Raw genomic sequence first — 22,862 nt, 5'->3', positions numbered from 1 at the left:
CCGCCAAGCGTTGCATGGCCCTTTGCGGGCCGGATGTCAATCGGAGGATTCTTGCCGCCCCCCTGCGATGACACCGAGGCGGGCGGGGCAGGGTGCTCACGAGAATCGATGCATGACCGAGGCCGTCAGAGCCCGCCGCATCCACCTCGAGGAGACAACCACCATGCACCGCTCCCGTTCTCTCGCAGGCCTCGTTCGCCTGCTGCTTCGCACCACCGTCCTGTGGGCGCTCGCGATGCTCGCGGCGCCCACGCTGGCCGCCTACAACCAGAGCCTCACGCGCACGCTGGACGCCGGCCAGATCTACGGCAAGGTCGCGGCCAACAACACGCACGCCTTCCTGGGCATTCCCTTCGCGCAGCCGCCCGTCGGCAACCTGCGCTGGCGCGCCCCGCAGCCGCCGCAGCCGTGGAGCGGCGCGCGCGCCGCGACCACGCTGGCCGGCATGTGCGCGCAGGTCGGCAACCCCTTCGGCGAGCCCGACCCGGCCACCTTCGGCCAGCCCGTGGGCACCGAAGACTGCCTGTACCTGAACGTGTGGCGGCCGAACTCCAGCGCCGAGAACCTGCCGGTGTTCTTCTGGATCCACGGCGGCAGCAACACCAAGGGCTCGGCGCGCGAGCCGGCCTACGACGGCGCCTATCTGGCGCAGAAGGCCAACATGGTGGTGGTCACCGTGCAGTACCGCATGGGCATGCTGGGCTGGCTGAACCACCCGGCCATGAAGACCGGCAACGCGCTGGACGACTCGGGCAACTTCACCACGCTGGACCTCGTGCGCGCGCTCGACTGGGTGAAGGCCAACGCGCGCGCCTTCGGCGGCAACCCGGGGCAGGTGACGGTGGCGGGCCAGTCGGCCGGCTGCATCAACACCTGGGGCCTGCTGCAGTCGCCGCTGGCCGACGGCAAGTTCCACCGCGCGCTGTGCATGTCGGGCGTGCCCAACGCCTACCCGCCGGTGGTGGGCACGCTGGCGGCCGATTCGCTCATCGACAACCTGCTGGTCGACACCGGCCGCGCCTCGACCACGCTGCAGGCCGCGGCGCAGCGCCTGACGATGAGCCAGTCCGACATCGCCGCGCTGCTGCGCGGTGCGAGCGCGGCGCAGATCATGAAGTTCACGCCCAGCCCCGTGGTGCCGGGCCACTTCACCGACGGCACCGTGATCCGCGCGAGCGGGCTGCCCGGGCTGCTGGCGGGCAACTACAACAAGATGCCGCTGATGATCGGCTCCACGCACGACGAGGGCTCGTACTTCGCCTTCCTGTTCGGCATGGGCCAGCCTTCGCAGCAGGAGCTGTGGAACCTGAGCAACTACGCGGCGCCCGGCAGCGTCACCTTCAACCAGCTGATCAAGCCCGAGTTCCGGCCGATCTACACGCAGACGCATGAAGTGATCAGCTACGCGCTGGACAACGTGATCGACAACGTGATCCGCGTGCTGCGCCTGCAGAACGGCGACATCTACCGCTACAACTACAACTGGGACGACACGCCGCAGCCCTGGAAGGACACCTTCGGCGCGTTCCACGGCATCGACGTGGCGGCGCTGTTCGGCAACTTCGTGACCGACGAGCCGAACTTCATGCGCTTTGCCTGGAGCCCCGCGAACGCCAGCAGCCGCAAGGCGCTGTCGGACAAGTTCATCGGCCACGCGGCGAGCTTTGCCCGCTACGGCGCACCGAGCCGCATGTTCGACGGCCAGACGACCTGGAACAACTGGACCAACTTCGTGTGCCTGCTGTGCAGCAAGCGCATGGTCTTCGACAACCAGCCGCGCATGTCGGCCGACGATTACCTGTTCTTCTGGCCGCGCTATTCGCTGCTGTCGCCGCAGCAGCGGGAGTTCCTGTTCCAGCAGATCGACTTCAGCGCGCTGCCGGAGTCCGTCGATCCGCTGCGCGGCGGCACACGCTGAGTTTCCGAAGCGATCGATCTACTGGATGATCCCGTGGCGCACGGCATAGAGCACCAGCTCCGCCGTGCTGGCCACGCCCAGCTTGTCGAGGATGTTGCTGCGGTGCGTGCTCACGGTCTTCACGCTGATGAGCATCTCGTCGCCGATGGCCGTGAGCGACAGGCCCTTGAGCATCATGAGCATGATCTGGTGCTCGCGCACCGTGAGCCGCTGGTGCGCGGGGCGGTCGTCGCGGCCTTCGAGCTGGCCGCTGACCTGCGAGGCGGCGCGCGCGCTCAGGTACTGGCCGCCGGCCGCCACGCAGCGGATCGCGCGCACCAGCTCGGCGGGCTCCGCGTCTTTCGCGATGTAGCCGCGCGCGCCGGCCTGGATGGCGACCAGCGCGTACTGTTCCTCGGCGTACATCGACAGCATGAGCACCGGCAGCGCGGGCTGCAGCGCGCGGATCGAGGCCAGCACCTCCAGGCCGTTGCGGCCTTCCATGTTGATGTCCAGCAGCACCACGTCGAAGCGGCGCTGGCGCACCAGCTCGAGCGCCTCGGCGCCGTTGCCGGCCTCGGCCGTGGTGCGCAGGTCGGTCTCGTCGAGCAGCAGCCGCTGCAGGCCCGAGCGGAAGATCGTGTGGTCGTCGACCATCAGGATGTCGATCATGTGGGGCCGCTTTCCGGTTGCAGCAGCGGCACGCTCAGCGCCAGCCGCGTGCCCGCGCCGGGCGCCGCGTGGATGTGCAGCTCGCCGCCGATCTCGCGTGCGCGTTCGCGCATGCTGAGGAGGCCCAGCGCGCTGCCCTCGGGCGCGTCGGGGTCGAAGCCGCAGCCGTCGTCGTGCAGCGCGAGCCGCAGGCGCTCGCCGTCCACGCGCAGCCGCACGTCCACGCGCTGCGCCTTCGCGTGGCGCAGGACGTTCGTCAGGCCTTCCTGGAAGATGCGGTAGACCGCGGTGGCCTGCTTGGGCGCAAGCCGCAGCGCGGGCGCGTCGGTGTCCAGCGAATGCAGCACGCCCGAGCGGCGCGTGAAGGCCTGCAGCTCATGGGCCAGCGCCACCGACAGGTCCAGGTGGTCGAGCGCGCTGGGGCGCAGCGCCTCCGAGATCTGCTTGACCGTGTCGATGGTCTGCTGCGTGAGCGCGATCAGGCCCTGCGTGAGCGCCTGCACCTCGGGGTTGTCGGCGCGGCGCTGGATGCGCGTGGCGTCCATCTTGATCGAGGTCAGCATGCCGCCGAGCACGTCGTGCACGTCGCGCGACAGCGCCAGCCGCTGCTCCTCGAGCTTGTTGGCGGTGTAGGCCGCCAGGGCCTGCAGCTGCTCGCGCGAGCGCTGGCGCTCTTCCTCGTTGCGCACGCGGTCGGTCACGTCCACGCCCACGCCCATCACGGCCGGGCGGCCCCGGTGCTCGATGCGCGAGCCGTGGACTTCGACGAAGCGCACGCGCCCGTCGCGGTGCAGGCCGCGCGTGATGAAGTGCATGCTCGGCGGATTGCCCGCCAGCCGGATGCGGATGCGCGAGCGCACGACTTCCACGAAGTCGGGCGGCACGATCTCGGCCAGCGACATGCCGGTCATTTCCTCTGCGGTGTAGCCCACGATGGCGGCCCAGGTCGCGTTGCAGTAGACGAAGCGGTCGTCCTGGATCACGTAGATGCCCGCCACCGCCTGTTCGACGATGGTGTCGAAGGGCATGTCCTGCAGGCTCTCGCGGGCGGGTGCTGTCATGGGGGCGGGCGGTGGCGCGCTGCATGATAGGTCGCGGGCCGCGCCGCACGGCCGCCCCCGAGGGTTTGCGAGCAGCAGGGTTCCCCGTAGCGCCGGCCGGAAATGTCCGATGGCCGCCGCGTGCGGTGCGCCGCCAAGATCGGGGCCCGCCTGCTTCAGGCTGCCCCACGGCCGGCGACGCTGGCAAGGACGACACGACGATGGTCTACCGCTGGCTTGCGCCTCTGCTCCTCATGCTCCTTGGCCTGCCGGGCCGCGCCGACGAGATCGTGGTGGGGCAGTCGCTGCCGCTGAGCGGGCCGCTCGGCGAGGCCGGGCGCAACGTGAAGGACGGCATCGACGCCTACCTGGCGCGCGTGCAGCGCGAGGGCCTGCTCGGGCGCCACAAGCTGGTGTGGCGCGCGCTGGACGACGGCTACTCGGTGGAGCGCCACACGCAGAACATCCGGCAGCTCGTGGTGCAGGACAAGGTCGATGCGCTGGGCCTGTCGGCCGGCACCTCGCACATCGACGCGGCCTACCCGACGATGCGCGAGGCGGGCACGCCGCTGATCGGCGCGATGACCGGCGCCTCGGCGCTGCACGGCGCACAGCGCGCGCTCATCTACCACCTGCGCGCAAGCTACGCCGACGAGGTGCGCCAGCTGGTCGCGCAGGCGGTGTCGGTGCGGCAGCGGCGCGTGTTCGCGGTCTGGCAGGACGACGGGCTGGGGCGCGACGCCTTTGCCGCGCTCGAGATCGCGCTGCGCGGCGCCGGCATCGAACTCGTGGGGCAGCAGGGCGTGGCGCTGGCGCAGATGGACGGCGCCGCGCTGGCCGCGAGCGTGCGCGCGGCCAAGCCCGATGCGCTCTTCGCGCTGTGCGTGACGCCGTGCGGGGTGAAGCTGTTGTCGGGGCTGGCGGCAGAGAGTGGTGTTACGAGGCCGACGCCGTACATGCTCTCGATCGTCAACGGCGAGGTGCTCGCCAAGAGCGTGGGGCCGGCGGCGCGCGGCACGGTGATCTCGCAGGTCATGCCCAACCCGCGGCTGGCGACCTCGCCGCTGGTGCAGCGCTACCAGCAGGACATGCGCAGCCACATGGGCCGCGACGAGTTCAGCTACTTCTCGCTGGAAGGGTACGTGGTGGCGATGGTGACGGTGGAAGCAGCGCGCATGGCGCTGGCCGCTTCACCACGCCGCTCGATGCAGGACGCCATGAAGCTGATGCTTCGGCGTGAGATCGAGGGGATTCCGGTGTCTGGGGGCGACGATCCGGGAGTGCGTCCGCATCCTGTGACGTTGTCGATGATCGGCAACGGCGGACGGCTCATTCACTAAAGATGAGCCGCCCGGCGGAAGCGGGCGGGAACGAAAAAAGATCAGCCGATCTCTGCGATCAGCTCGATCTCGACGCAGGCGCCCATCGGGATCTGCGCCACGCCGAAGGCGCTGCGTGCATGCGCGCCCTTTTCGGGGCCGAACACTTCGGCGAAGAACTCGCTGGCGCCGTTGGTCACCAGGTGCTGTTCGGTGAAGGTGCCGACCGAGTTCACAAGGCTCATCACCTTGACGATGCGCTTGACCTTGTTCAGGTCGCCCACGGCCGCATGCAGCGTGCCGAGCAGGTCGATGGCGATGGCGCGTGCGGCCTGCTTGCCTTCGTCGGTGCCGATGTTGGCGCCGAGCTGGCCGACCCAGACCTTGCCGTCCTTCTTGGCGATGTGGCCCGACAGGAACACGAGGTTGCCGGTCTGCACGAAGGGCACGTAGGCGGCGGCGGGGGCGGACACCGGAGGCAGGGAAATGCCGAGGCTGGAAAGCTTGTCGTAAACGCTCATGGAGACTCCTGATCTGAGGATGGTGATGACGATGACGGGGGTGATTGTGTCTGTGTTTGCGCCGCCGACGCCGGCAGCTGCACCACTTCCCCCACGGGTTGCACGGTCACGCCGACATGCAGCGTGTGGCGCGCGCCGCCATGCAGCACGCCGCGCATCGGCGAGACGTCGGAATAGTCGCGCCCGATGGCGAGCGTGACGTAGTCCTCGCCGGGCTGGCGGCCGTTGGTGGGGTCGAAGTCGGCCCAGCCACCCACGCTCTCGGGGCCTTCGCCCTCGCCGGGCAAATACACCGACACCCACGCATGCGAGGCGTCGGCGCCCACCAGGCGCGGCTGGCCCGGCGGCGGCTGCGTGAGCAGGTAGCCGCTCACGTAGCGCGCCGGCAGGCCCATCGCGCGAAAGCACGCGATGAGGATGTGGGCGAAGTCCTGGCACACGCCCTTGCGCTGTGCCAAGGCTTCGACGGCGGGGGTGTTGATCTCGGTGCTGTCGGCGTCGTAGGCGAAGTCGCGGTACATGCGCTCGGTGAGGTCCATCGCCACGTCGAAGGTGGGACGCTCGGGCACGAAGCTGGCGCGCGCGTAGGCAACGAAGTCGTCATGGCGCGGCACGTACGGCGAGGGAAAGACGAACTCCGAGGCGGGGTCGAAGGGCGCGTCCTTGCGAAAGCGGAAGCGCTCGCGCACGGTCTCCCAGGGCAGCTCGCGCGCCACGGCGGGCGAGAGCACGGGCGCCGACGTTTTCACCACGCTCTCGGCCGTGACGATGAGGTGGTCGTGCGTGCTTTCGAGCGCGAAGAAGGCGCGCGTGTTGCCGTACAGGTCGGGCACCTCGTTGCGTTGTGCGGGCGCGGGGTCGATCGTGAGCTGGTGGCTCACGAGCTCCTGCGAGGCGGTGGCCAGCGGGCGCAGGTGCGCCAGGTGCTGCGCCGTCTCGACCGCCGGCGCGTACGCGTAGCGCGTTTCGTGGGTGACGTGCAGCAGCATCGCGCGGCTCGCTGTTTACTTGGACTCGGCGCCGAAGTGCGAGGCGTAGATCTTGGCGTAGGTGCCGTCGGCCTTGATGTCGGCCAGGCCCTTGTCGATCTTCGCCAGCAGCTCGGCGTTGCCCTTCTTCACGGCGATGCCGTACTGCTCGGTCGAGAAGCCGGCGTCGCTCACGGTCTTGAAACCACCGCCCGGGTTGTTCGCCAGGTAGTGGGCGACCACGCCGTTGTCGGCCACCACGGCCTGCACGCCGCCGGCCTCGAGTTCCTTGAGTGCCAGCGGCGTGGATTCGAAGCGCTTGATGTCGGTGCTCGACTTGCCCAGCAGCTTGCCCACCACTTCGTCGCCGGTGGTGCCGTTCTGCACGCCGACCTTGAGCTTCTTGATGTCGTCGAACTTCGCGACCGCCGAATCGCTCTTCACCGCGATGAGCTGGCGGGCCTCGAAGTAGGGCTGCGAGAAGTCCATCGTCTGGCGGCGCTCGGGCGTGATCGTGATGGCCGACACCAGCAGGTCGCGGTCGCCCAGCTCGAGCGTGTTGAAGATGCCTTCCCACGGCGTGTTGACGAACTTCACCTCGATGCCGGCCTTCAATGCGATGGCCTTCACGACATCGATGTCGAAGCCCACGACCTCGCCTTTTTCGTTCTGCGATTCGAAGGGCGTGTAGGCCGCGTCGGTGCCCACGACCAGCACGCGCGGCGCGGCGGCGGGCGGCGGTGCCGAGGCGGCTGCGGGCGCGGCGGGTTCCTGCTTGCCGCAGCCGGCGAGCGCGAGGCCGACCAGGAGGCTGGCGGCGGTCAGTGTGAGACGGCGGTTGAGGGCGATGCCGGACATGGAAATGCCTCCTTCGAAATATCGTTGTGTGTATCTGTGGAATCAGGCGCCCACGGAGCGCAGCGATTCCGACGTGAGCGTGAAGTAGCGCGTGCCGATGGCGTCGGACACGTGGTACGCCGCGGTCTCGCAGGTGGCGAGCAGTTCGACCAGCGCGGGGTAGTCGGCGCCGGGGCCGGCCGCGCACAGGTGTTCGAGCGTCCAGGTGGCGGGGTCGGGCAGCTCGTACGACAGGGCCGTGAGCTTGCCTGGTGCGCTGCCCGCGAGCCGCGCGATGCGCCCGCGCAGGGTCTGCGTGACCCAGGCCAGCGAACGCGGGTTCTCGGCGTCGAGCACCAGCAGGTCGACCAGCGTGGCGACGTCGCGGCGCTGCTGGTAGCGCGCATGGAAGGTGATGGTGCTGTCGAACAGCGCCACCATCGCCTCGAAGCCGCTCACCTCGTGCACGGCGCCGTTGGCGAAGCCGGCCTCGAGCGCGCTCGAGAGAAAGCCCAGCCGCTCGATGTGGCGGCCGATCGACAGCAGCCGCCAGGCGTCGTCGCGCGTCATGCGGTCGGTCTGCGCGCCGGTCATGGCGGCCAACGCGGTGCTGGCGGATTCGAGCGCGCGCAGGGCGGCGCTGGCGGCAAAGCTGCCTTCGCCGGCCTGCTCGGCCGCGCGCCGCAGGAAGTCGCTTTCGGCGCGCACGATCTGGTTCCAGTTGTCCTGCGACAGCCGTTCGCGCACGGCCGCCGCGGCCTGCCGGATGCTGCGCAGGCTGTAGCCGACGCTGCCACCGTGGTCGACGTCGCCCAGCTCGGCGATGAGCGCGCGTTCGAACACGCGGCGTGACTGCGGCGCGCTCGGCGCTTCGGCCGGCACGAGCGCATTGCGCACCGCCATGCGGTGCAGCCATTCGAGCAGCGGGCGCGAGGACTGGTCTTCGCTGCCCAGCAGGTTGAGCGTGAGCCGCGCCAGGCGCACCGCGTTCTCGGCACGCTCGGTGTAGCGGCCGAGCCAGAACATGTTCTCGGCCGCGCGGCTGGTGACCGGCGCGCGGTGCCGCGCGAGCGAAGCCGGCGTGGCGTGCGGCTGCAGCAGCGTGGTGCGGTCGACCTCGCCGTGCGTCTGTACCCAGACGTCGGCACTGCTGCCGCCGCGCTGCATCGAGGCGATCTGCGCATCGGGGCCCGCCAGGCGTGCCAGGCCGCCGGGCAGCACGCGCCACGACTGCGGGCCGTCGCTCACCGCGAACACGCGCAGCATCAGCGCGCGCGGCGCGATGTGGCCGGGGCCGAGGTCGCTGGCCCAGGTCGGCATCTGCGACAGCGGCAGGTAGCCCTGCACCGTGTGGACGTCGCCTTCGCGCACGATGCGGCCCGCCCATTCGTCGATTTCGCGGCGGCCGAGCTGGCTGCCGAACACGGCGTCGAAGCTGGAGCGCCCCTGGAAGCCGGGGTAGGTCGGCTTGATGGCGCTTTCGCCCAGCTGCGGCAGCACGGCCTCGAGCGAGGCGCGTTCGCCGCACCACCAGGTCGGCAGCGCCGGCAGCTTGAGCTTCTCGCCGATGAGCCGCAGCGCCAGCCCCGGCAAAAAGCCCAGCAGCGCGGGCGACTCGAGGAAGGCCGAGCCCGGCATGTTGGCCACCAGCAGGTTGCCCGCGCGGATCGCCTGCAGCAGGCCGGGCACGCCGAGCGTGGAGTCGGGGCGCAGCTCCAGCGGGTCGAGGAACTGGTCGTCGAGCCGCTTGATGAGGCCGTGCACCGGACGCAGGCCCTGCAGCGTCTTGAGGTACAGGCGCTGGTCGCGCACCGTGAGGTCGCTGCCTTCGACCAGCGTCAGGCCGAGGTAGCGCGCCAGGTAGGCGTGCTCGAAGTAGGTCTCGTTGTACGGGCCGGGCGTGAGCAGTGCGATGTGCGGCGGCGAGCCCGAGGGGCACATGCGCTGCAGGCCTTCCATCATGGCGCTGTAGGTGGCGGCCAGCCGCTGTACCTGCAGCGCCTCGAAGGCCTGCGGAAACTGCCGCGTGATCGCGAGCCGGTTCTCCAGCAGGTAGCCCAGGCCCGAAGGCGCCTGCGTGCGCTGCGAGACCACCCACCAGTTGCCGTCGGGGCCGCGCGCGAGGTCGAAGGCGGCGATGTGCAGCCAGGTGTCGCCCGCCGGCTTCACGCCGTGCAGCGCGCGCAGGTAGCCGGGGTGGCCGCGCACCAGCGCCGGCGGCAGCAGGCCTTCGGCCAGCAGCTGCTGCGGGCCGTAGGCGTCGGCCATCACGCGGTCGAGCACGCGCACGCGCTGCTGCACGCCGGCCTCGATCTGGGCCCAGCTCTCGGGCGAGACGATCAGCGGGAACAGGTCGAGCGACCACGGCCGTTGCGGGCCGTTGGCGTCGGCGTACACGTTGTAGGTGACGCCGTTGTCGCGGATCTGCCGCTCCAGGCTGACCGCGCGCCGCGGCAGGTCGTTGATGCCGCCGGGGCCGAGCTGTTCGAAGAAGGCGTTCCAGGCGGGGGTGAGCGGGGGCTGCTCGCTGGAGGGTGAAGGTTCCTGTGCCTGTGATTGCGAGGAGGACTGTGACTGTGACTGGGATTGCGATTGCGATTGCGACGGAGCCGGTCGCTCCTCGGCGGCGTCGTACAACAGCGGGGCCGCGGCGGGAGTCGGGGCTGCGCCCGACACCGGCCGCGAGGGCGCCGCGGGCGTCGCCTGTCCCCGCAATTCGTCGAAATGCCCAGGCAGGGCCGCCGGCGCGAGCGAAGACGCCAGCGCCGCCGGATGCTCCGGGGCCTGGGCGTCGAACAGGGATTCGTTCAGGGGTTCCACAGGGGGGAGATTGTCACATCACCGTCACCGGGGCCGATCCGGCGGTGCGACAGGGTTCCCCCTGAGTCCTCGGGCCGGTCAGCGCCGCAGGTCCAGCGTGAACGGAAACTCCCGGCTGCCCGGCAACTCGATGGTGGCCGGCGGCGTGCGCAGCAGGCCCGGCGTGTGGCCGGTGCGCGTGAAGCGCGAATGGCGGCGGCTCTCGGCCTCGTAGGCGTTGACGGGGAAGGTGTCGTAGTTGCGGCCGCCCGGGTGGGCGACGAAGTACTGGCAGCCGCCCAGCGAGCGCTTCATCCAGGTATCGACGAGGTCGAAGGTCAGCGGCGCGTGGGCCGGGATGCTCGGATGCAGCGCCGAGGGCGGGTTCCAGGCCTTGTAGCGCACGCCGGCCACGAACTCGCCGGTGACGCCGGTGGGCTGCAGCGGCAGCACCTTGCCGTTGACGGTGACGACGTGGCGGCTTTCGTTCAGGCCGGTCACGCGCACCTCGATGCGCTCCAGCGACGAATCGACATAGCGCACCGTGCCGCCAGCCGAGCCTTCTTCGCCCATCACGTGCCAGGGCTCGAGCGCGTTGCGCAGCGACAGCTCCACGCCCATCGACTGCATCTGGCCCACGAGCGGGAAGCGGAACTCGAAGTGCGGTGCGAACCAGTCGGCATCGAAGGCAAAGCCGGCCTGGCGCATCTCGCTGATGACGTCGTCGAAGTCCATCTTGACGAAGGTCGGCAGCAGGAAGCGGTCGTGCAGCTCGGTGCCCCAGCGGGTGACGGGCGCCTGGTAGGGCGCGTCCCAGAAGCGGGCGACCAGCGCGCGGATCAGCAGCTGCTGCGCGATGCTCATGCGCGCATGCGGCGGCATCTCGAAGGCGCGCAGCTCCAGGAGGCCGAGGCGGCCGGTGCTGGAGTCGGGCGAGTAGAGCTTGTCGATGCAGAACTCGCTGCGGTGTGTGTTGCCCGACACGTCGATCAGGATGTTGCGCAGCGTGCGGTCGACCAGCCACGCGGGCATGTTCTGGCCGTAGATCTCGCGGTTCTTGGCGATCTCCTTCAACGCGATTTCGAGCTCGTAGACCTGGTCGTTGCGCGCCTCGTCCACGCGCGGCGCCTGGCTCGTCGGGCCGATGAACATGCCCGAGAACAGGTAGCTCAGCGACGGGTGGTTGTGCCAGTACAGCAGCAGGCTGGCCAGCAGCTCGGGCCGGCGCAGGAAGGGGCTGTCGGCGGGCGTGGCGCCGCCCATCACGAAGTGGTTGCCGCCGCCGGTGCCGGTGTGGCGGCCGTCGGTCATGAACTTCTCGGCCGACAGGCGCGTCTCGAACGCGGCGTTGTAGAGGAACTCGGTGTGGTCGACGAGTTCCTTCCAGTTGTGGGCCGGGTGGATGTTGACTTCGATCACGCCCGGGTCGGGTGTCACGGCCAGCATCTTCAGGCGCGGATCGCGCGGCGGCGGATAGCCTTCCATCACGATGCGCACGCCCAGTTGTTGCGCGGTGGCTTCGACGGCGGCGACGAGGTCGAGGTAGTCCTCCAGGCGCGCCAGTGGCGGCATGAAGACGTAGAGCACACCCGAGGCGCTGCCTTTCTTCTCGGCCGCGGGGCCGTTGGCGCGGCGCGGGTCGCGCACCTCGACGCACAGCGCGGTGCGCGTGACCCAGTGGGCCGATTCGCCGCGCAGCGGCTGGCGCGTGGCGGGTGTGGCGGCATCCGCAGCAGCTGCTGCATCGCCCTTCGCCGCATCGCCGGGGCTTTGCATGCGCAGCGACGCGGCCACCACGGGCGGCGTGCCGAAGGTGTAGGGCACCTCGCCCAGGTCGGCGCCGGCCACCGGGGTGGCGGTGGCATAGCGTGCGCGGTAGTCGGATGCGCTGGGCAACGCGGCGCGCGGCGCGGTCGGGTCGCGCTCGATGAGATACGGGTAGTCGCCCTTGCTGGCCCACGGCTGCGAATCGAGCGGCAGGCGGTAGCCCATGGGCGAGTCGCCCGGGATCAGGAACAGGCGGTCGTCGCGCAGGAACCAGGGGCCGGTCTTCCAGCCGGGGCCGGCGAGCGCGGGCGCGTCGCCGTTGGCGTTGCCGGGCTCGATGGGCAGCATGTAGCCGATCACCGCGTCGAGCTTCTGAGTGAACACGCGGCGCAGGCGCACGCGTTCGAGTTCGTCGTCGAGCTTGGAGTCGAAGGGGTCGACGTTCACCGGCAGGCGGCGTTCGCGCCACAGGTAGTAGTAGGTGTCTTCGTAGCCGGGCTGGATGTAGCGCTCGGTGAGGCCCAGCTTGTGCGCCAGCACGGTGGTGAAGCGGCGCGCGTCCTCGCTCGTGTAGTGCGTGGGAAAGCGTTCGTCGGCGAACAGCTCGGGGTCGTGCCACAGCGTCTGGCCGTCGGCGCGCCAGAAGATCGACAGCGCCCAGCGCGGCAGTTGCTCGCCCGGGTACCACTTGCCCTGGCCGAAATGCAGGAAGCCGCCCTGGCCGTACTCGGCGCGCAGCTTGTGCACGAGCTCGGTGGCATAGCCGCGCTTGGTGGGGCCGAGCGCGTCGGTGTTCCATTCAGGCGCGTCGCGGTCGCTGGTGGCGACGTAGGTGGGCTCGCCGCCCATCGTGAGGCGCACGTCGCCGGCGACAAGGCGCGCATCGACCGCGTCGCCGAGCGCGAGCACCTCGGCCCATTGTTCTTCGGTGTAGGGCTTGGTGACGCGCGGCGATTCGTAGATGCGCGTGACCTTCATCTCGTGGCTGAACTCGACCTCGGACTCGTCGACGCCGCCCTCGATGGGCGCGGCGCTGGAAGGCGTGGGTGTGCAGGCCAGCGGGATGTGGCCTTCACCGGCCAGCAGGCCCGAGGTGGCATCCAGGCCGATCCAGCCGGCGCCCGGCAGGAACACCTCGCACCAGGCGTGCAGGTCGGTGAAGTCGACCGTGGTGCCGCTGGGGCCATCGAGGGCCTTCACGTCGGGCGTGAGCTGGATCAGGTAGCCCGACACGAAGCGCGCGGCCAGGCCGCAATGGCGCAGCAGCTGCACCAGCAGCCAGCCCGAGTCGCGGCACGAGCCGCTGCCGTTGCTCAGCGTTTCTTCCGGCGTCTGCACGCCGGGCTCCATGCGGATGAGGTAGCTGACGTCCTTTTGCACCTGCTGGTTGATGCCGACCAGGAAGTCGATGGTGCGCTGTTCCTTGCGCTCGATCCTGTCGAGGTAGGCCTGCAGCAGCGGCGTGGGCTTCTCGGTGACGAGGTAGGGCGCCAGCTCTTCGGCCTGCGAGGCCGTGTACTTGAAGGGGAAGTTCTCGGCCTGCGGCTCCAGGAAGAAGTCGAAGGGGTTGTAGACCGCCATCTCGACCACGAGGTCGACCGTGACCTTGAACTCGCGCGTCTTCTCGGGGAACACGAGCCGCGCCTGGTAGTTGGCGAACGGGTCCTGCATCCAGTTGACGAAGTGCTCGGCCGGCTCGACCCGCAGCGAGTACGAGATCACATTGCTGCGGCAATGGGGCGCGGGGCGCAGTCGCACGACTTGCGGGCCCAACTGCACCAGGCGGTCGTATGTGTAGTGGGTGACGTGGTGGAGTGCGGCGTGGATGGACATGCGTAGGGGCGTGCAGTGCAGCGAGGTTGCATCGAAAAGATGTCTCTGGTGAGACGCATACTAGCCCAGTTGCCAAGCAATTAACGCGCCATCGAGCGTGGGTTGGGGGAGGGTTTGCATCATGGATTCCGGGGTGTGGGGAGGGCAGTCGCGGCGAGCGTCCAACGCTGTCGCGGGTGGGGCGGGGGCCTTCGTTGCGCTGGGCGGTACGCTGCTCGGCGCGGCGGTGCAACTGCGTCAGCCGCTGTTGTGGGCGGCGGGTGTCTACGTCGCGTTGCTGCTGGCGGGGCTCGGTGGCGGATGGCTGTTGTGGCGGTGGCGTGGGCCTCGGCTGTTCGTGCTGATGCTGTCGCTGGCCTGCGGTGCGATGGCCGGCGCGGGGCTCGCTGGATGGCGCGCGACGGCCTATGCGAACGGGTCGCTGGACCCGCAACTGGAAGGGCGCGACCTGCGGCTCACGGGCGTGGTCTCGCAGATGCCGCAGCCCGGCGAGATCGGAACGCGCTTCCGTTTCGATGTGGAGACGGCGCAGTGGGCCGAGGCCTCACGTGATGCTGCGCCACCGACGGTGCCGTCACGCATCGCGCTCGCCTGGTACGGCGAATACAGCGGGATGTGGGAGCAGCCCGCCGAACGTCGCGCATCCGTCGCACGCACCGTGGGCGAGGTGCATGCCGGCCAGCGCTGGCAACTGACCGTGCGCCTGCGCGCGCTGCACGGCAACCTCAATCCGCATGGCTTCGACAGCGAACTGTGGGCCTGGGAGCAAGGCGTGCATGCGCAGGGCCATGTGCGCGCCGGGGCGCGCGACCCCGCGCCGCGCCTGCTGGGCACGACGTGGCGGCACCCGATCGAGCGGGCGCGCGAAGCCGTGCGCGATGCCGTCTTCGCCCGCGTGGACGACCGGCGGCAGGCCGGCGTGATCGCCGCGCTCGTCACCGGCGACCAGGGCGCCATCGACCGTGCCGACTGGGACGTCTTCCGCGCCACCGGCGTCGCGCACCTGATGTCGATCTCGGGCCTGCACATCACCTTGTTCGCGTGGTTCGCGGCGCATGTCGTGGGCGCGCTCTGGCGGCGCAGCAGCCGGCTCATGCTGCGGCTGCCCGCGCAACAGGCCGCGCTCGCCGGCGGCGTGTTGCTGGCCGCGCTCTACGCGCTCTTCAGCGGTTGGGGCGTGCCCTCGCAGCGCACGGTCTGGATGCTCGCGGCCGTGGCGCTGCTGCGCCTGACCGGTCGGCGCTGGCCGTGGCCGCACGTCTGGCTGCTGACGGCGGCGGTCGTGGTGGCCGCCGATCCGTGGGCGCTGCTGCAGGCCGGCTTCTGGCTCAGCTTCGTCGCGGTGGCTGTGCTGTTCGCCTCCGCCACGGCCGTGCCGGGCGAAGGGCGGGTGGGCGCGCTCACGCGCCTGGGCCGCTTCTTTCGCGAGCAATGGACGATCACGCTGGCGCTCACGCCGCTGAGCTTGCTGCTGTTCCAGCAGGTGTCGGCGGTCGGGCTGGTGGCCAACGCGCTCGCGATCCCATGGGTGACGCTGGTGATCACGCCGCTGGCGATGCTCGGCGTGGCGGTGCCGCCGCTGTGGGACGTGGCCGCTGGGGCGGTGAAGCTGTTCGCGCTGCTGCTGCAGGCACTCGCCGGCCTGCCGTTCGCCACGCTGTCGATGGCCGCGCCACCGCCATGGCTGGCCGCAGGTGGCGTGGCGGGCGGCGTGCTGCTCGCGATGCGCCTGCCGTGGTCGATGCGGGCGCTCGGGCTGCCGCTGCTGTTGCCGGTGCTCTTGTGGCAGCCAGCGCGGCCCGCCGTGGGCGAGTTCGACCTGCTCGCCGCCGACATCGGGCAGGGCAACGCGGTGCTCGTGCGCACCGCCACGCACAGCCTGCTGTATGACGCCGGCCCGCGCTACGGGCTCGACAGCGACGCGGGCCACCGCGTGCTCGTGCCGCTGCTGCGCGCACGCGGCGAACGGCTCGACCTGCTGTTGCTGAGCCACCGCGACATCGACCACACCGGCGGCGCCCCCGCCGTGCTCGCCATGCAGCCGCAGGCCGCGCTGCTGAGTTCCATCGAGGCGGGGCACCCGCTGCAGGCGCTGCGCCCCGCGCGCCGCTGCGAGGCCGGGCAGCGCTGGACCTGGGACGGCGTCGACTTCGAGGTGCTGTTTCCCTATGACAGCGACTACCTCGGCTTCACGCGGCCCAACGCCGTGTCGTGCGTGCTGCGCATCGGCAACGGCCGTGCCACGGTTCTATTGGCGGGCGATATCGAGCGCCTGCAGGAGGCCGCGCTGGTGTCGCGCACGCCCGGGCTGTCGGCCGACGTGCTGCTGGTGCCGCACCACGGCAGCAGTCTCTAGGTTTCATGCGGCCTGCAGCCTGATGTGCGGGATTTGTGCGGGCTTCCTGTGAATGAAAGACCTCACTTCCGACCGAAGCCACAGCCGATTTCTCGGCGTAGAGGTCGGCGCTTCATCGGGAAACCCGGGCAGTTTTACCAGAACGTCACGCGCATGACGCAGCGAACAGTGGTTCATGGAAGCGATGTCTTCCAGGGTCAGAAGGTCGTTCATTTTTTCTCCCATGCGGCTCGGATCAGTTTCACCATGCGAAAGTGTCCAGGCCAATTTGAAGGGGCGTATCGTTCATTCAGGCGCGGGAGCAGCGCATGGATGTGAGCAGTCTCCATTGCTCTGCAGGCGTAGTCTGGGACTGGCATGAAAGCTGTGGCGTCGTACCGCTTCTCACTCATGTAGTGGGCCCGAAGACGAAGACCTACGTTTGCTGACATGCCGATATAAACCAGCCTCCCCTCGTGGAAGAGCGCGTATATCCCAGTCGCGCCGCAATTCTGGTGTTGCTCATGATTTGGTATACGATCAATTGCCGGGGAGATAATCCATTGGCGACAATCCTCTGCCGACACAGTGTCGAGGTCGATAGGATTGGTCGTTGGCAACGGCGCCGGCTCTAACGTCTCCACCAGGGAATTCCGCACTTCATCCCAATGTCGCGCATCGGGGTCTACGTAGTAGGTTCGACCGACCTTGACGGGAGCCGGGACGATTCTTCCTGAGCGCACCCATAGGCGCAAGGTTCTGTCTGCGGGAGGTGGATCGAACTGTTGTTCAGCCCACAGTGCAAGGGATACACGTCGAGCGCTCATCGCCCCTCCTTCTCGCTGCCTATCTGGGTGGCAGGTTGGTCTTCGGGTTTTCCGTCACCGCAGTGTGGGCACCAGTGCACGCCGAAGCCTGGCTCATCGGGATTCGGCGTGTAGCCGGGTATCGCTGGCCCGGGCAGGATCACGGTGCCGCCGAATGCCCTGATGTGCTTGTGCGGGCCGAGGCCGTACATCGGGAAGCAGGGCACGCCATCCGGGTCGGTGCAGTATTCGCAGCTCATCCCTGCGTCCCTCCATCGCGATTCCTTATTGCAGCGGCAAGGCGCGCGGCTTCTTCGAAGGATTCGTCGCTCACGTATGACAAAGTCCCATAGCCGTCCACGCTGTAGCCGATCAACTGCGCCACTTGCATACGCTCATCGGGCGTGTAGTCGTCGCGCGCTGCCTCGTTGAGTCCGTAGCCGTGCCGGCGAGAGTTCTCCAAGAGTGCATAGACGATGCGGTTCTCTTTGAAGCGAATCACCCCGTCAGCGGCAAGCACGACCGGCTGCATGGGCTCCAGCTTTGCAGCGCGCTCTGTGGCGGCGTCGAACATCGCGCGCATCTGGTTGGCCGAGTAGACGCGCGTGACGGACGGATCGTCCTTGACCTCGTCATCCAGCTCGTCGGGCGGATAGAACTCTCCGTGGAATGGCACATAGCCAACTGGCTCCGGCATCAGCGCCTCGAAGGCTTCGGTGGTGGTCATGAGAGCTGTCCTTTCTCTGCCGGCGTGTTGCACGAGAATTTGCAGGCTGGGCATTCCTGCCCGTAGTCGTTCTCTCCCATGAGTCCGCAGCCGTTCGGGCAGAGCCCGCTGCGGATCTTGAAGTCGCTCTCGATGTAGCGCTTCAGGTCGTCTTCGTTCCCGCCGATGATTGCGAGGCGGTCGGGGCTGACTCGTTCAACCATTTGCCGTCTCCCCGCCCGTAGCTCGGGCCTGATCGATGGCGGCGTCGAGGTCGTCGGCGCGCAGTGTGTCGCCGATGCCGTCGATCACGCTCCACTTCTGGCCTCGGCGCAGAAGTTGGTAGCGCTCTGCGTCATCACCCAACTGGTCGCGCTCGGCTCCTGCAATGACGTGCGCGCGCTGCGAACGCTCAAGGGCGCCCCTCAGCCGCTCGATCTCCGCGTCGCGTGCCTTGAGGGCGGATTCGTGTGTGGCAAGCAGTGCACGAATGTTGTCGGGGCAGCACGCCACCACATGGGCTGCATTGGCTTGCTGCATGCCGCTGACGTGCGGGAACTGAAGGCAGATCACTGCGGGTGTTGCCAGCTTGCCATTGATGTCGGCTTGAACCGGCAATTCAACATAGCCTTCATCGTCGGTGTGGGCTGGGCCGATGTACCAGAGGCCAGGCGTCGGACCAGCAGCCAGCGCTGCACGAATGGCCTCCAATGCCTCGGCCCTCACATCTTGGGTGGTTGGGGTGGTCATGCTGCTATGCGCTCCATCGCGTGTTGGAAGTTCGCCTCGAAGACGGCGCGGGCGAATCCGGCTGGCGTCTTGCTGCGGATAGCCGCCCGGTCGTCGCCGGGCGATGCCTTATGGATGCGGTCATCAGGGGGGGGCAGATCGTCGGCGACGCGCGGCTGCGGCATCACGAACCCATTGCCCGACCAGATGCACGTCTTCTTCGTGTAGTTGTCTCCCAGCTCGAAGCCGGTGAACTGCCACGGGTGGAAGTAGTGGCTGGGCTTGCCGATGTGCGGGATGCTGGACAACACGCCAACTGGGTTCTCCAGCATGTACGGAGCGCCCGACCAAGCCGCAGCCTGGCGGCATGCCTCGAACATCTCCAGCGTGTCGCGCAGGGCCATTCCGCCTTTGGTGGCGAAGTCGCGTGCGCCTGCGCCAGTGACATGCGTGCATGGCGAGAAACAGGCCACGAACACGATGCGCCGGCCCTCGGGTGGGCGCCAGGTGCGGCAGTCGCCCCAGACGTAGTGAATCAGACCCTCGACGCGCTCGCGGCGGATCGAGTGCTGCACATCAACGCAATAGCATTCGATGCCGGCCTCTGCCCACGGCTGGGCCATGATGCCGGACTCGTCGCACAGGAAGACGGCGATGGGGGGTTGCATGTCGTCGCGCTTCACTTGCCCCCTCCATCCGTAGAAGAGCCGATGCCGTGGGCACGCACAACGCCTTCTTTCTTCAGCGCATCGTCGTATTCCTCTGCCTTCTGAAACTCGCGCATCCCACCCTTTTCGAGTCGGTCGAGCCAGTAGCCGATAACGGTCAAGTGGTAGACGCGGCGCAGACGCTTGAACACCTCATTGCCGAGCAGACCGGCCAGCCACCACGTAGCACCGAGCGCGCAGAGCAACACGATGCTGGCGGCAAGCACCATCACGCCGAGGCCAAGAACAGTCGCGTATGCCATCACGCACCCCCTTGGTCAGGCTGAGCGGCCTTGAGGGCGGCACCCTTGAATTCCTCTGGCGTCAAGCAGGATTGCTGATTGGTGCTCAGATGGTGGACGATCACTCGCGCCCGGCTGATGGCCTTGTCCCGTTTTTCGCCCTCGATGCGCTGTGCCATATAGAGCAGGTCGTGCAACTCTCTCAATGGGTCGTGGCCCACCGCGCCCGTCTCTGCCTGCACAGTGGTGGCAGGGGTGGCGCGGTTTCGTTCAATCAGCGTGGCGTAGCGGGCGAGGGCGACGGGGCTGAGTACAGCTGTGCGCTTGTGGCCCCAACCTGCGTCTTGGTCGTAGGCCCCATCGCCGTCGAAGAACAAGCGCATGCGCCCGTCGTGGTGCTCTTCCAGCCACGCCACCGTGCCCACCTTGCCCGTTGCCGGTGCTGCCTGTGCGAGGGCGGCGGCCACCGCCTGAACGACGTTTGCCCCCACAGGCGCATCCACCATCCCGAGCACGATGTTGATCAATTTGCCGCGTGCTTCACATTCCTCGCGCAACGAAAGGACCTCTGTTTGGGCGGAAGCGGCCTTCATGCCGCGGAGCTCGCCTTCATCGACCCATACCAGAACGTCATGCCGCGCAATCATGTCGTAGCAGCCCGAGGGAGTGCTGGGCAGACCGTTGATAACCCCGCGCAGCCAATTCCACGGCATGGAAGGTGAAGCCCAGCATTGATCCGATGCATGGCCCCACTGTGCGCAGTGAATGCAATATGGTGCCTCCTGATCGCCTTCCGCTACGGCTGGAGCAACGCCCACCACCATGGCGCCGCAGGTAGTGCATTCAATGGGCGGCTTTCCCGCAGTAGGAGTGGCGGGCCAGCGAGCCTGCGCGGCTTCAAAGATTGGGTCGAGCCATTCGTCGCCTTCCTCGACGGCATCCATGCTGCTCAGTAGGTCGCCGAGATATTCCATCGTGGCGGCACTGCTCTCGCCGATGATCTCGACGGGTGCATTTGGAGTCCCGGCCAGGATGGAAGCGCGAGCGACGTACGCCTCTGCCAAAGAACGAGCCAAGTGCACGACTGCTCGGCATTGGTCATGCGCTTGGGCTGCGTCTTCGATCAAATGCAATGCCACCAACGGAACCGCCAGCCCCGCTCCTGCGTCAGGAGATGCTGGGGATTCCTCGCGCGAGGCGACGCCCTTCAGATGCTCAAACGCCTCCCGAATGATTCGACGGCAACGCTTGGCAGCAATCACAGCGTGGTTGATCGTCGCGGGCACGTAGGTGCCGAAGGAGTCAAGGTCGGCGTCTTTGTAGTCCTGCGTCCGCTTTTGCTCCAGGTTTTCCATGTCGCGATCAATGCGCGCTAGTGCATCGCGCAAGAACAGCATGCGCTCCTGCCCCCGCGCATCGATAGCGCCTACTACTGCCTCTCCAGCGACAGGGGGGAGGGTGGCAGGCAGGCAGTCTGCGAATTCAGGGCGCTCGGCGAGTTGGGCGGCGAAGACCTCAGCAGTCAGGCCGATGCGCTTGGCTTCCGCGAAAAATTCATCGATCGTCATGCTTTCTCTCCTTGAGTTGGAGCGGAGGGAAGGGGAGCGATGCGCATGAAGTGCGTGTAGGGCGCCTGTTCGCTCGGGCCCCGGCTTCCGGGTGGTGCGCACATATAGAAGTTCTCGAAGCTCTCGGAGTGCTTCTGCCAAGCGCCGTCTTCCAGGTAGTCGAAGTCGTGGCGCTCGGGATGCTCGGCGTCTTCAGGGTCGAGCCAGCCGACGACAAGCAACTCGCCTTCTGGTGCGCTGGCAATGTCTTGCCACCCCTCGCTCACCCCTGCATCGGCTCCGTTGAGAGCGGCACGCAGACGGTCGAGTTCGGCAAGCAGTGCAGCAATGCTCTTCGGGTTGCACGCGGCGATGAAGGCGGCGTTCTTCTGGCCCCGCACATCTGTCGCTCCGGCGTCGTCTTCGGCCTCCCACTCTTCGACTTCGGCGACATCGCTGTTCACCGTGTCGCAGATGGCGTTTCCCTTGGAGTCGATCAGAACGAAGGAAGCGAATCCGGAGCGGGCGTCAGGCCCTCCATCGCCGTACTCGCCATCGTTCTTTGTGGAATCGACGTCCCAAGGTCCAGGTGTGGGCCCTGCTGCAAGCGCATCACGAATGGCGCGCTCATCCTCAAGGCGGGGATTGATTTGCATACTGGGGGTGGGCATGGGGGCCTCAGTTCAGTTCTTCGATTGCTTGATTGATGGCGTTGATCTGCTCCAGCAGTTCAAGCACCGGCTGAATGGCCCAGTCCACACGCCCATCGTCCATTGCGTTGAACATCGGAACCATGCGGTCGCGCAGCTTTGCAACTGTTTCGCGACGGGCCTTGCGTAGAAGCGTCATGCGCCCGACGTGCAGCACCTTGGCTTCGTCGCTCAGATCCGGAAGACTCATGCCGCCACCTCTTCGCGGTTGCGCTTCGCCTTCGCGGCCTTGGCATCACGAGCGGCGATGATCTGCTTGGCAGCGTCTTCGTCATGCTCGGCAGCAGTGACGGCGAGGGCGGCGTCTACGATCTTCTTGAGCGCGCCGACAGTAGTGGCGGAATCAATGGCGATGAACTGGTCTTCCAACCATGCCCCGCGCTGCTCTTCCTGCTCCTGCGTGCGCTCCGCAGGCTTTGCGTACTGCTCCGCAGCCCAATCGACATACTTACTGTCGTCCCACAGGCCGGAGAAGATGTCCCCAGCAAAGCCTAGCATCGACAGGCACTTGACCATGCCGTCCGTCACCGACTTCTTGCCGGCGTCTTCGTCCACCACGAGGCCGTTCTTCGATTGATAGGCCGCCTTGGTGCCGCCCATCTGGTCGAAGGTTTCGCTGCGCACGCCGTCACGGACGTACCAGACCGACACCACGGCCACATGCAGCACGTCGGTGTCGCTCAGGCGCTCGAAACGCTCCGACTTCACCACGACGCCCCAGCCGATGCCGATGGGACCGAATTCCTCGGTGGCTCGCTCGATCAGCCAGTAGGGCTTTGGGCTGCTGCCCTTGTAGGGCTTCCCCGAAATTGGACGCACTGCTTTCGGGTCAGTGACGCAAACTGAGTTCCAAAGATTTTTGTTGCTCATGACCATGTCTTTCCGCTGATGATTTTGTGAACGGCGCCATAAGAAACTCCGTGGTGCTTTGCCAGACTCATGATTGAGTTGCCCCGACGAACGCCAGACTTTCCTATCGAATAGGCCGCACGAATGTCTGCCACCTGTTGCGCCGTCAATTTGCTAGTACCGACTTGTTCCCCGTGCTGCACAGACTCCGGATGGGCTTTGGATTTGTGCCTAACACCGCTAGCGGATCGGCCTTTGGCGCGCATGTCGGCCATGTTCTCCAGGTGCGTGCAAATGAATAAGTGGTCCGGATTTACGCAAGCCGGGACATCACATTTGTGTCCGACAAACATTCCTTCAGGAATCGGGCCGTGAGCACGCTCTGCGGCAAGGCGGTGCGCGTAGACAAGTTTTCCATCCACGGAAAGAACTCCATAGCCGGAGCGACTCTTGGCACGCTGCCAAATAATGCAATCAGGCTTGCCAGTGATGGGTTTGACGGCGCGCGGGTCCGTCGTCTTGACGGCATCCCAAAGTGCTTTGTTTGTCATGGTGTTTCTCAGAATGGAAGCCGTTGC

The 22,862-nt window shown here is 67.6% G+C and carries 23 protein-coding genes; 3 read left to right on the top strand and 20 right to left on the bottom strand.

Annotated elements, in window-relative coordinates; translation table 11 throughout:
* Window positions 1-163 precede the first annotated feature (163 nt).
* Window positions 164-1,918 carry a carboxylesterase/lipase family protein gene (locus AC1RLW_RS08610; protein WP_493192787.1) on the top strand — a complete coding sequence of 585 codons (1,755 nt, stop codon included), beginning with the start codon at window positions 164-166 and terminating at the stop codon, window positions 1,916-1,918.
* Between the two features lie 18 nt (window positions 1,919-1,936).
* Here the strand turns inward: AC1RLW_RS08610 and AC1RLW_RS08605 are convergent, their stop codons facing one another.
* Both AC1RLW_RS08605 and AC1RLW_RS08600 read right to left on the bottom strand, forming a co-directional pair.
* The gene (locus AC1RLW_RS08605; RefSeq protein WP_062476788.1) at window positions 1,937-2,569 is read right to left on the bottom strand and encodes a response regulator; all 633 of its coding nucleotides are present in this window, start codon (window positions 2,567-2,569) and stop codon (window positions 1,937-1,939) included.
* Window positions 2,566-3,630 (bottom strand): sensor histidine kinase, encoded by a 1,065-nt coding sequence (locus AC1RLW_RS08600; protein ID WP_493192786.1) that lies wholly within the window; start codon window positions 3,628-3,630, stop codon window positions 2,566-2,568. The genes AC1RLW_RS08605 and AC1RLW_RS08600 overlap by 4 nt, the downstream gene beginning before the upstream one ends.
* Window positions 3,631-3,863: 233 nt before the next feature.
* On the opposite strand from AC1RLW_RS08600, the gene AC1RLW_RS08595 reads away from it, so the two are divergent.
* On the top strand, window positions 3,864-4,949 hold the full coding sequence (locus AC1RLW_RS08595; protein ID WP_493192785.1) for an ABC transporter substrate-binding protein: 1,086 nt from the start codon (window positions 3,864-3,866) through the stop codon (window positions 4,947-4,949).
* Between the two features lie 41 nt (window positions 4,950-4,990).
* Here AC1RLW_RS08595 and AC1RLW_RS08590 read toward each other — a convergent pair whose 3' ends face one another.
* The 5 genes from AC1RLW_RS08590 to AC1RLW_RS08570 form a co-directional block, all read right to left on the bottom strand.
* A complete protein-coding gene (locus AC1RLW_RS08590) occupies window positions 4,991-5,449 on the bottom strand; it encodes a RidA family protein (protein ID WP_062476784.1) in 459 nt (152 codons plus the stop codon).
* Window positions 5,446-6,438: a transglutaminase family protein gene (locus tag AC1RLW_RS08585; protein WP_493192784.1), complete on the bottom strand. Its 993-nt coding sequence runs from the start codon at window positions 6,436-6,438 to the stop codon at window positions 5,446-5,448. Before AC1RLW_RS08585 ends, AC1RLW_RS08590 begins: the two co-directional genes overlap by 4 nt.
* A 15-nt stretch (window positions 6,439-6,453) precedes the next feature.
* Window positions 6,454-7,275, bottom strand: a complete 822-nt coding sequence (locus AC1RLW_RS08580; protein WP_493192783.1) for a basic amino acid ABC transporter substrate-binding protein — start codon at window positions 7,273-7,275, stop codon at window positions 6,454-6,456.
* A 42-nt stretch (window positions 7,276-7,317) separates the two neighbouring features.
* Window positions 7,318-10,074, bottom strand: a complete 2,757-nt coding sequence (locus AC1RLW_RS08575; RefSeq protein WP_493192782.1) for a circularly permuted type 2 ATP-grasp protein — start codon at window positions 10,072-10,074, stop codon at window positions 7,318-7,320.
* A 78-nt stretch (window positions 10,075-10,152) separates the two neighbouring features.
* On the bottom strand, window positions 10,153-13,653 hold the full coding sequence (locus AC1RLW_RS08570) for a transglutaminase family protein (RefSeq protein ID WP_493192781.1): 3,501 nt from the start codon (window positions 13,651-13,653) through the stop codon (window positions 10,153-10,155).
* 121 nt (window positions 13,654-13,774) lie between these two features.
* Between AC1RLW_RS08570 and AC1RLW_RS08565 the strand changes: the two genes are divergently transcribed.
* Window positions 13,775-16,009 (top strand): DNA internalization-related competence protein ComEC/Rec2, encoded by a 2,235-nt coding sequence (locus tag AC1RLW_RS08565; RefSeq protein ID WP_493192780.1) that lies wholly within the window; start codon window positions 13,775-13,777, stop codon window positions 16,007-16,009.
* A 3-nt stretch (window positions 16,010-16,012) separates the two neighbouring features.
* Here AC1RLW_RS08565 and AC1RLW_RS08560 read toward each other — a convergent pair whose 3' ends face one another.
* The 13 genes from AC1RLW_RS08560 to AC1RLW_RS08500 are packed head-to-tail and all read right to left on the bottom strand — an operon-like array spanning window position 16,013 to window position 22,835.
* On the bottom strand, window positions 16,013-16,222 hold the full coding sequence (locus AC1RLW_RS08560) for a hypothetical protein (protein ID WP_493192779.1): 210 nt from the start codon (window positions 16,220-16,222) through the stop codon (window positions 16,013-16,015).
* Window positions 16,219-16,815, bottom strand: a complete 597-nt coding sequence (locus tag AC1RLW_RS08555) for an excisionase (protein ID WP_493192778.1) — start codon at window positions 16,813-16,815, stop codon at window positions 16,219-16,221. The genes AC1RLW_RS08560 and AC1RLW_RS08555 overlap by 4 nt, the downstream gene beginning before the upstream one ends.
* Window positions 16,812-17,054, bottom strand: coding sequence for a hypothetical protein (locus AC1RLW_RS08550; RefSeq protein ID WP_493192777.1), 243 nt, complete (start codon window positions 17,052-17,054; stop codon window positions 16,812-16,814). The genes AC1RLW_RS08555 and AC1RLW_RS08550 overlap by 4 nt, the downstream gene beginning before the upstream one ends.
* Window positions 17,051-17,521, bottom strand: coding sequence for a hypothetical protein (locus AC1RLW_RS08545; protein ID WP_493192776.1), 471 nt, complete (start codon window positions 17,519-17,521; stop codon window positions 17,051-17,053). Before AC1RLW_RS08545 ends, AC1RLW_RS08550 begins: the two co-directional genes overlap by 4 nt.
* On the bottom strand, window positions 17,518-17,724 hold the full coding sequence (locus AC1RLW_RS08540) for a hypothetical protein (RefSeq protein ID WP_493192775.1): 207 nt from the start codon (window positions 17,722-17,724) through the stop codon (window positions 17,518-17,520). The genes AC1RLW_RS08545 and AC1RLW_RS08540 overlap by 4 nt, the downstream gene beginning before the upstream one ends.
* Window positions 17,717-18,250: a hypothetical protein gene (locus AC1RLW_RS08535; protein ID WP_493192774.1), complete on the bottom strand. Its 534-nt coding sequence runs from the start codon at window positions 18,248-18,250 to the stop codon at window positions 17,717-17,719. Before AC1RLW_RS08535 ends, AC1RLW_RS08540 begins: the two co-directional genes overlap by 8 nt.
* Entirely contained in the window at window positions 18,247-18,912 is a 666-nt protein-coding gene (locus tag AC1RLW_RS08530) for a hypothetical protein (protein ID WP_493192773.1), read from the bottom strand. The genes AC1RLW_RS08535 and AC1RLW_RS08530 overlap by 4 nt, the downstream gene beginning before the upstream one ends.
* On the bottom strand, window positions 18,909-19,199 hold the full coding sequence (locus tag AC1RLW_RS08525; protein WP_493192772.1) for a hypothetical protein: 291 nt from the start codon (window positions 19,197-19,199) through the stop codon (window positions 18,909-18,911). The genes AC1RLW_RS08530 and AC1RLW_RS08525 overlap by 4 nt, the downstream gene beginning before the upstream one ends.
* Window positions 19,199-20,746, bottom strand: coding sequence for a hypothetical protein (locus tag AC1RLW_RS08520; protein WP_493192771.1), 1,548 nt, complete (start codon window positions 20,744-20,746; stop codon window positions 19,199-19,201). The genes AC1RLW_RS08525 and AC1RLW_RS08520 overlap by 1 nt, the downstream gene beginning before the upstream one ends.
* Entirely contained in the window at window positions 20,743-21,396 is a 654-nt protein-coding gene (locus AC1RLW_RS08515; RefSeq protein WP_493192770.1) for a hypothetical protein, read from the bottom strand. The genes AC1RLW_RS08520 and AC1RLW_RS08515 overlap by 4 nt, the downstream gene beginning before the upstream one ends.
* Window positions 21,397-21,403: 7 nt before the next feature.
* A complete protein-coding gene (locus tag AC1RLW_RS08510; RefSeq protein ID WP_354342531.1) occupies window positions 21,404-21,625 on the bottom strand; it encodes a hypothetical protein in 222 nt (73 codons plus the stop codon).
* Window positions 21,622-22,305 carry a hypothetical protein gene (locus AC1RLW_RS08505; protein ID WP_493192769.1) on the bottom strand — a complete coding sequence of 228 codons (684 nt, stop codon included), beginning with the start codon at window positions 22,303-22,305 and terminating at the stop codon, window positions 21,622-21,624. The genes AC1RLW_RS08510 and AC1RLW_RS08505 overlap by 4 nt, the downstream gene beginning before the upstream one ends.
* Window positions 22,302-22,835, bottom strand: a complete 534-nt coding sequence (locus AC1RLW_RS08500; RefSeq protein ID WP_493192768.1) for an HNH endonuclease signature motif containing protein — start codon at window positions 22,833-22,835, stop codon at window positions 22,302-22,304. The genes AC1RLW_RS08505 and AC1RLW_RS08500 overlap by 4 nt, the downstream gene beginning before the upstream one ends.
* Window positions 22,836-22,862 lie beyond the last annotated feature (27 nt).

It is taken from the genome of Variovorax sp. GW822-FHT04A09, from assembly GCF_058801005.1.
This window is presented reverse-complemented; position numbering and strand designations above follow the sequence as displayed.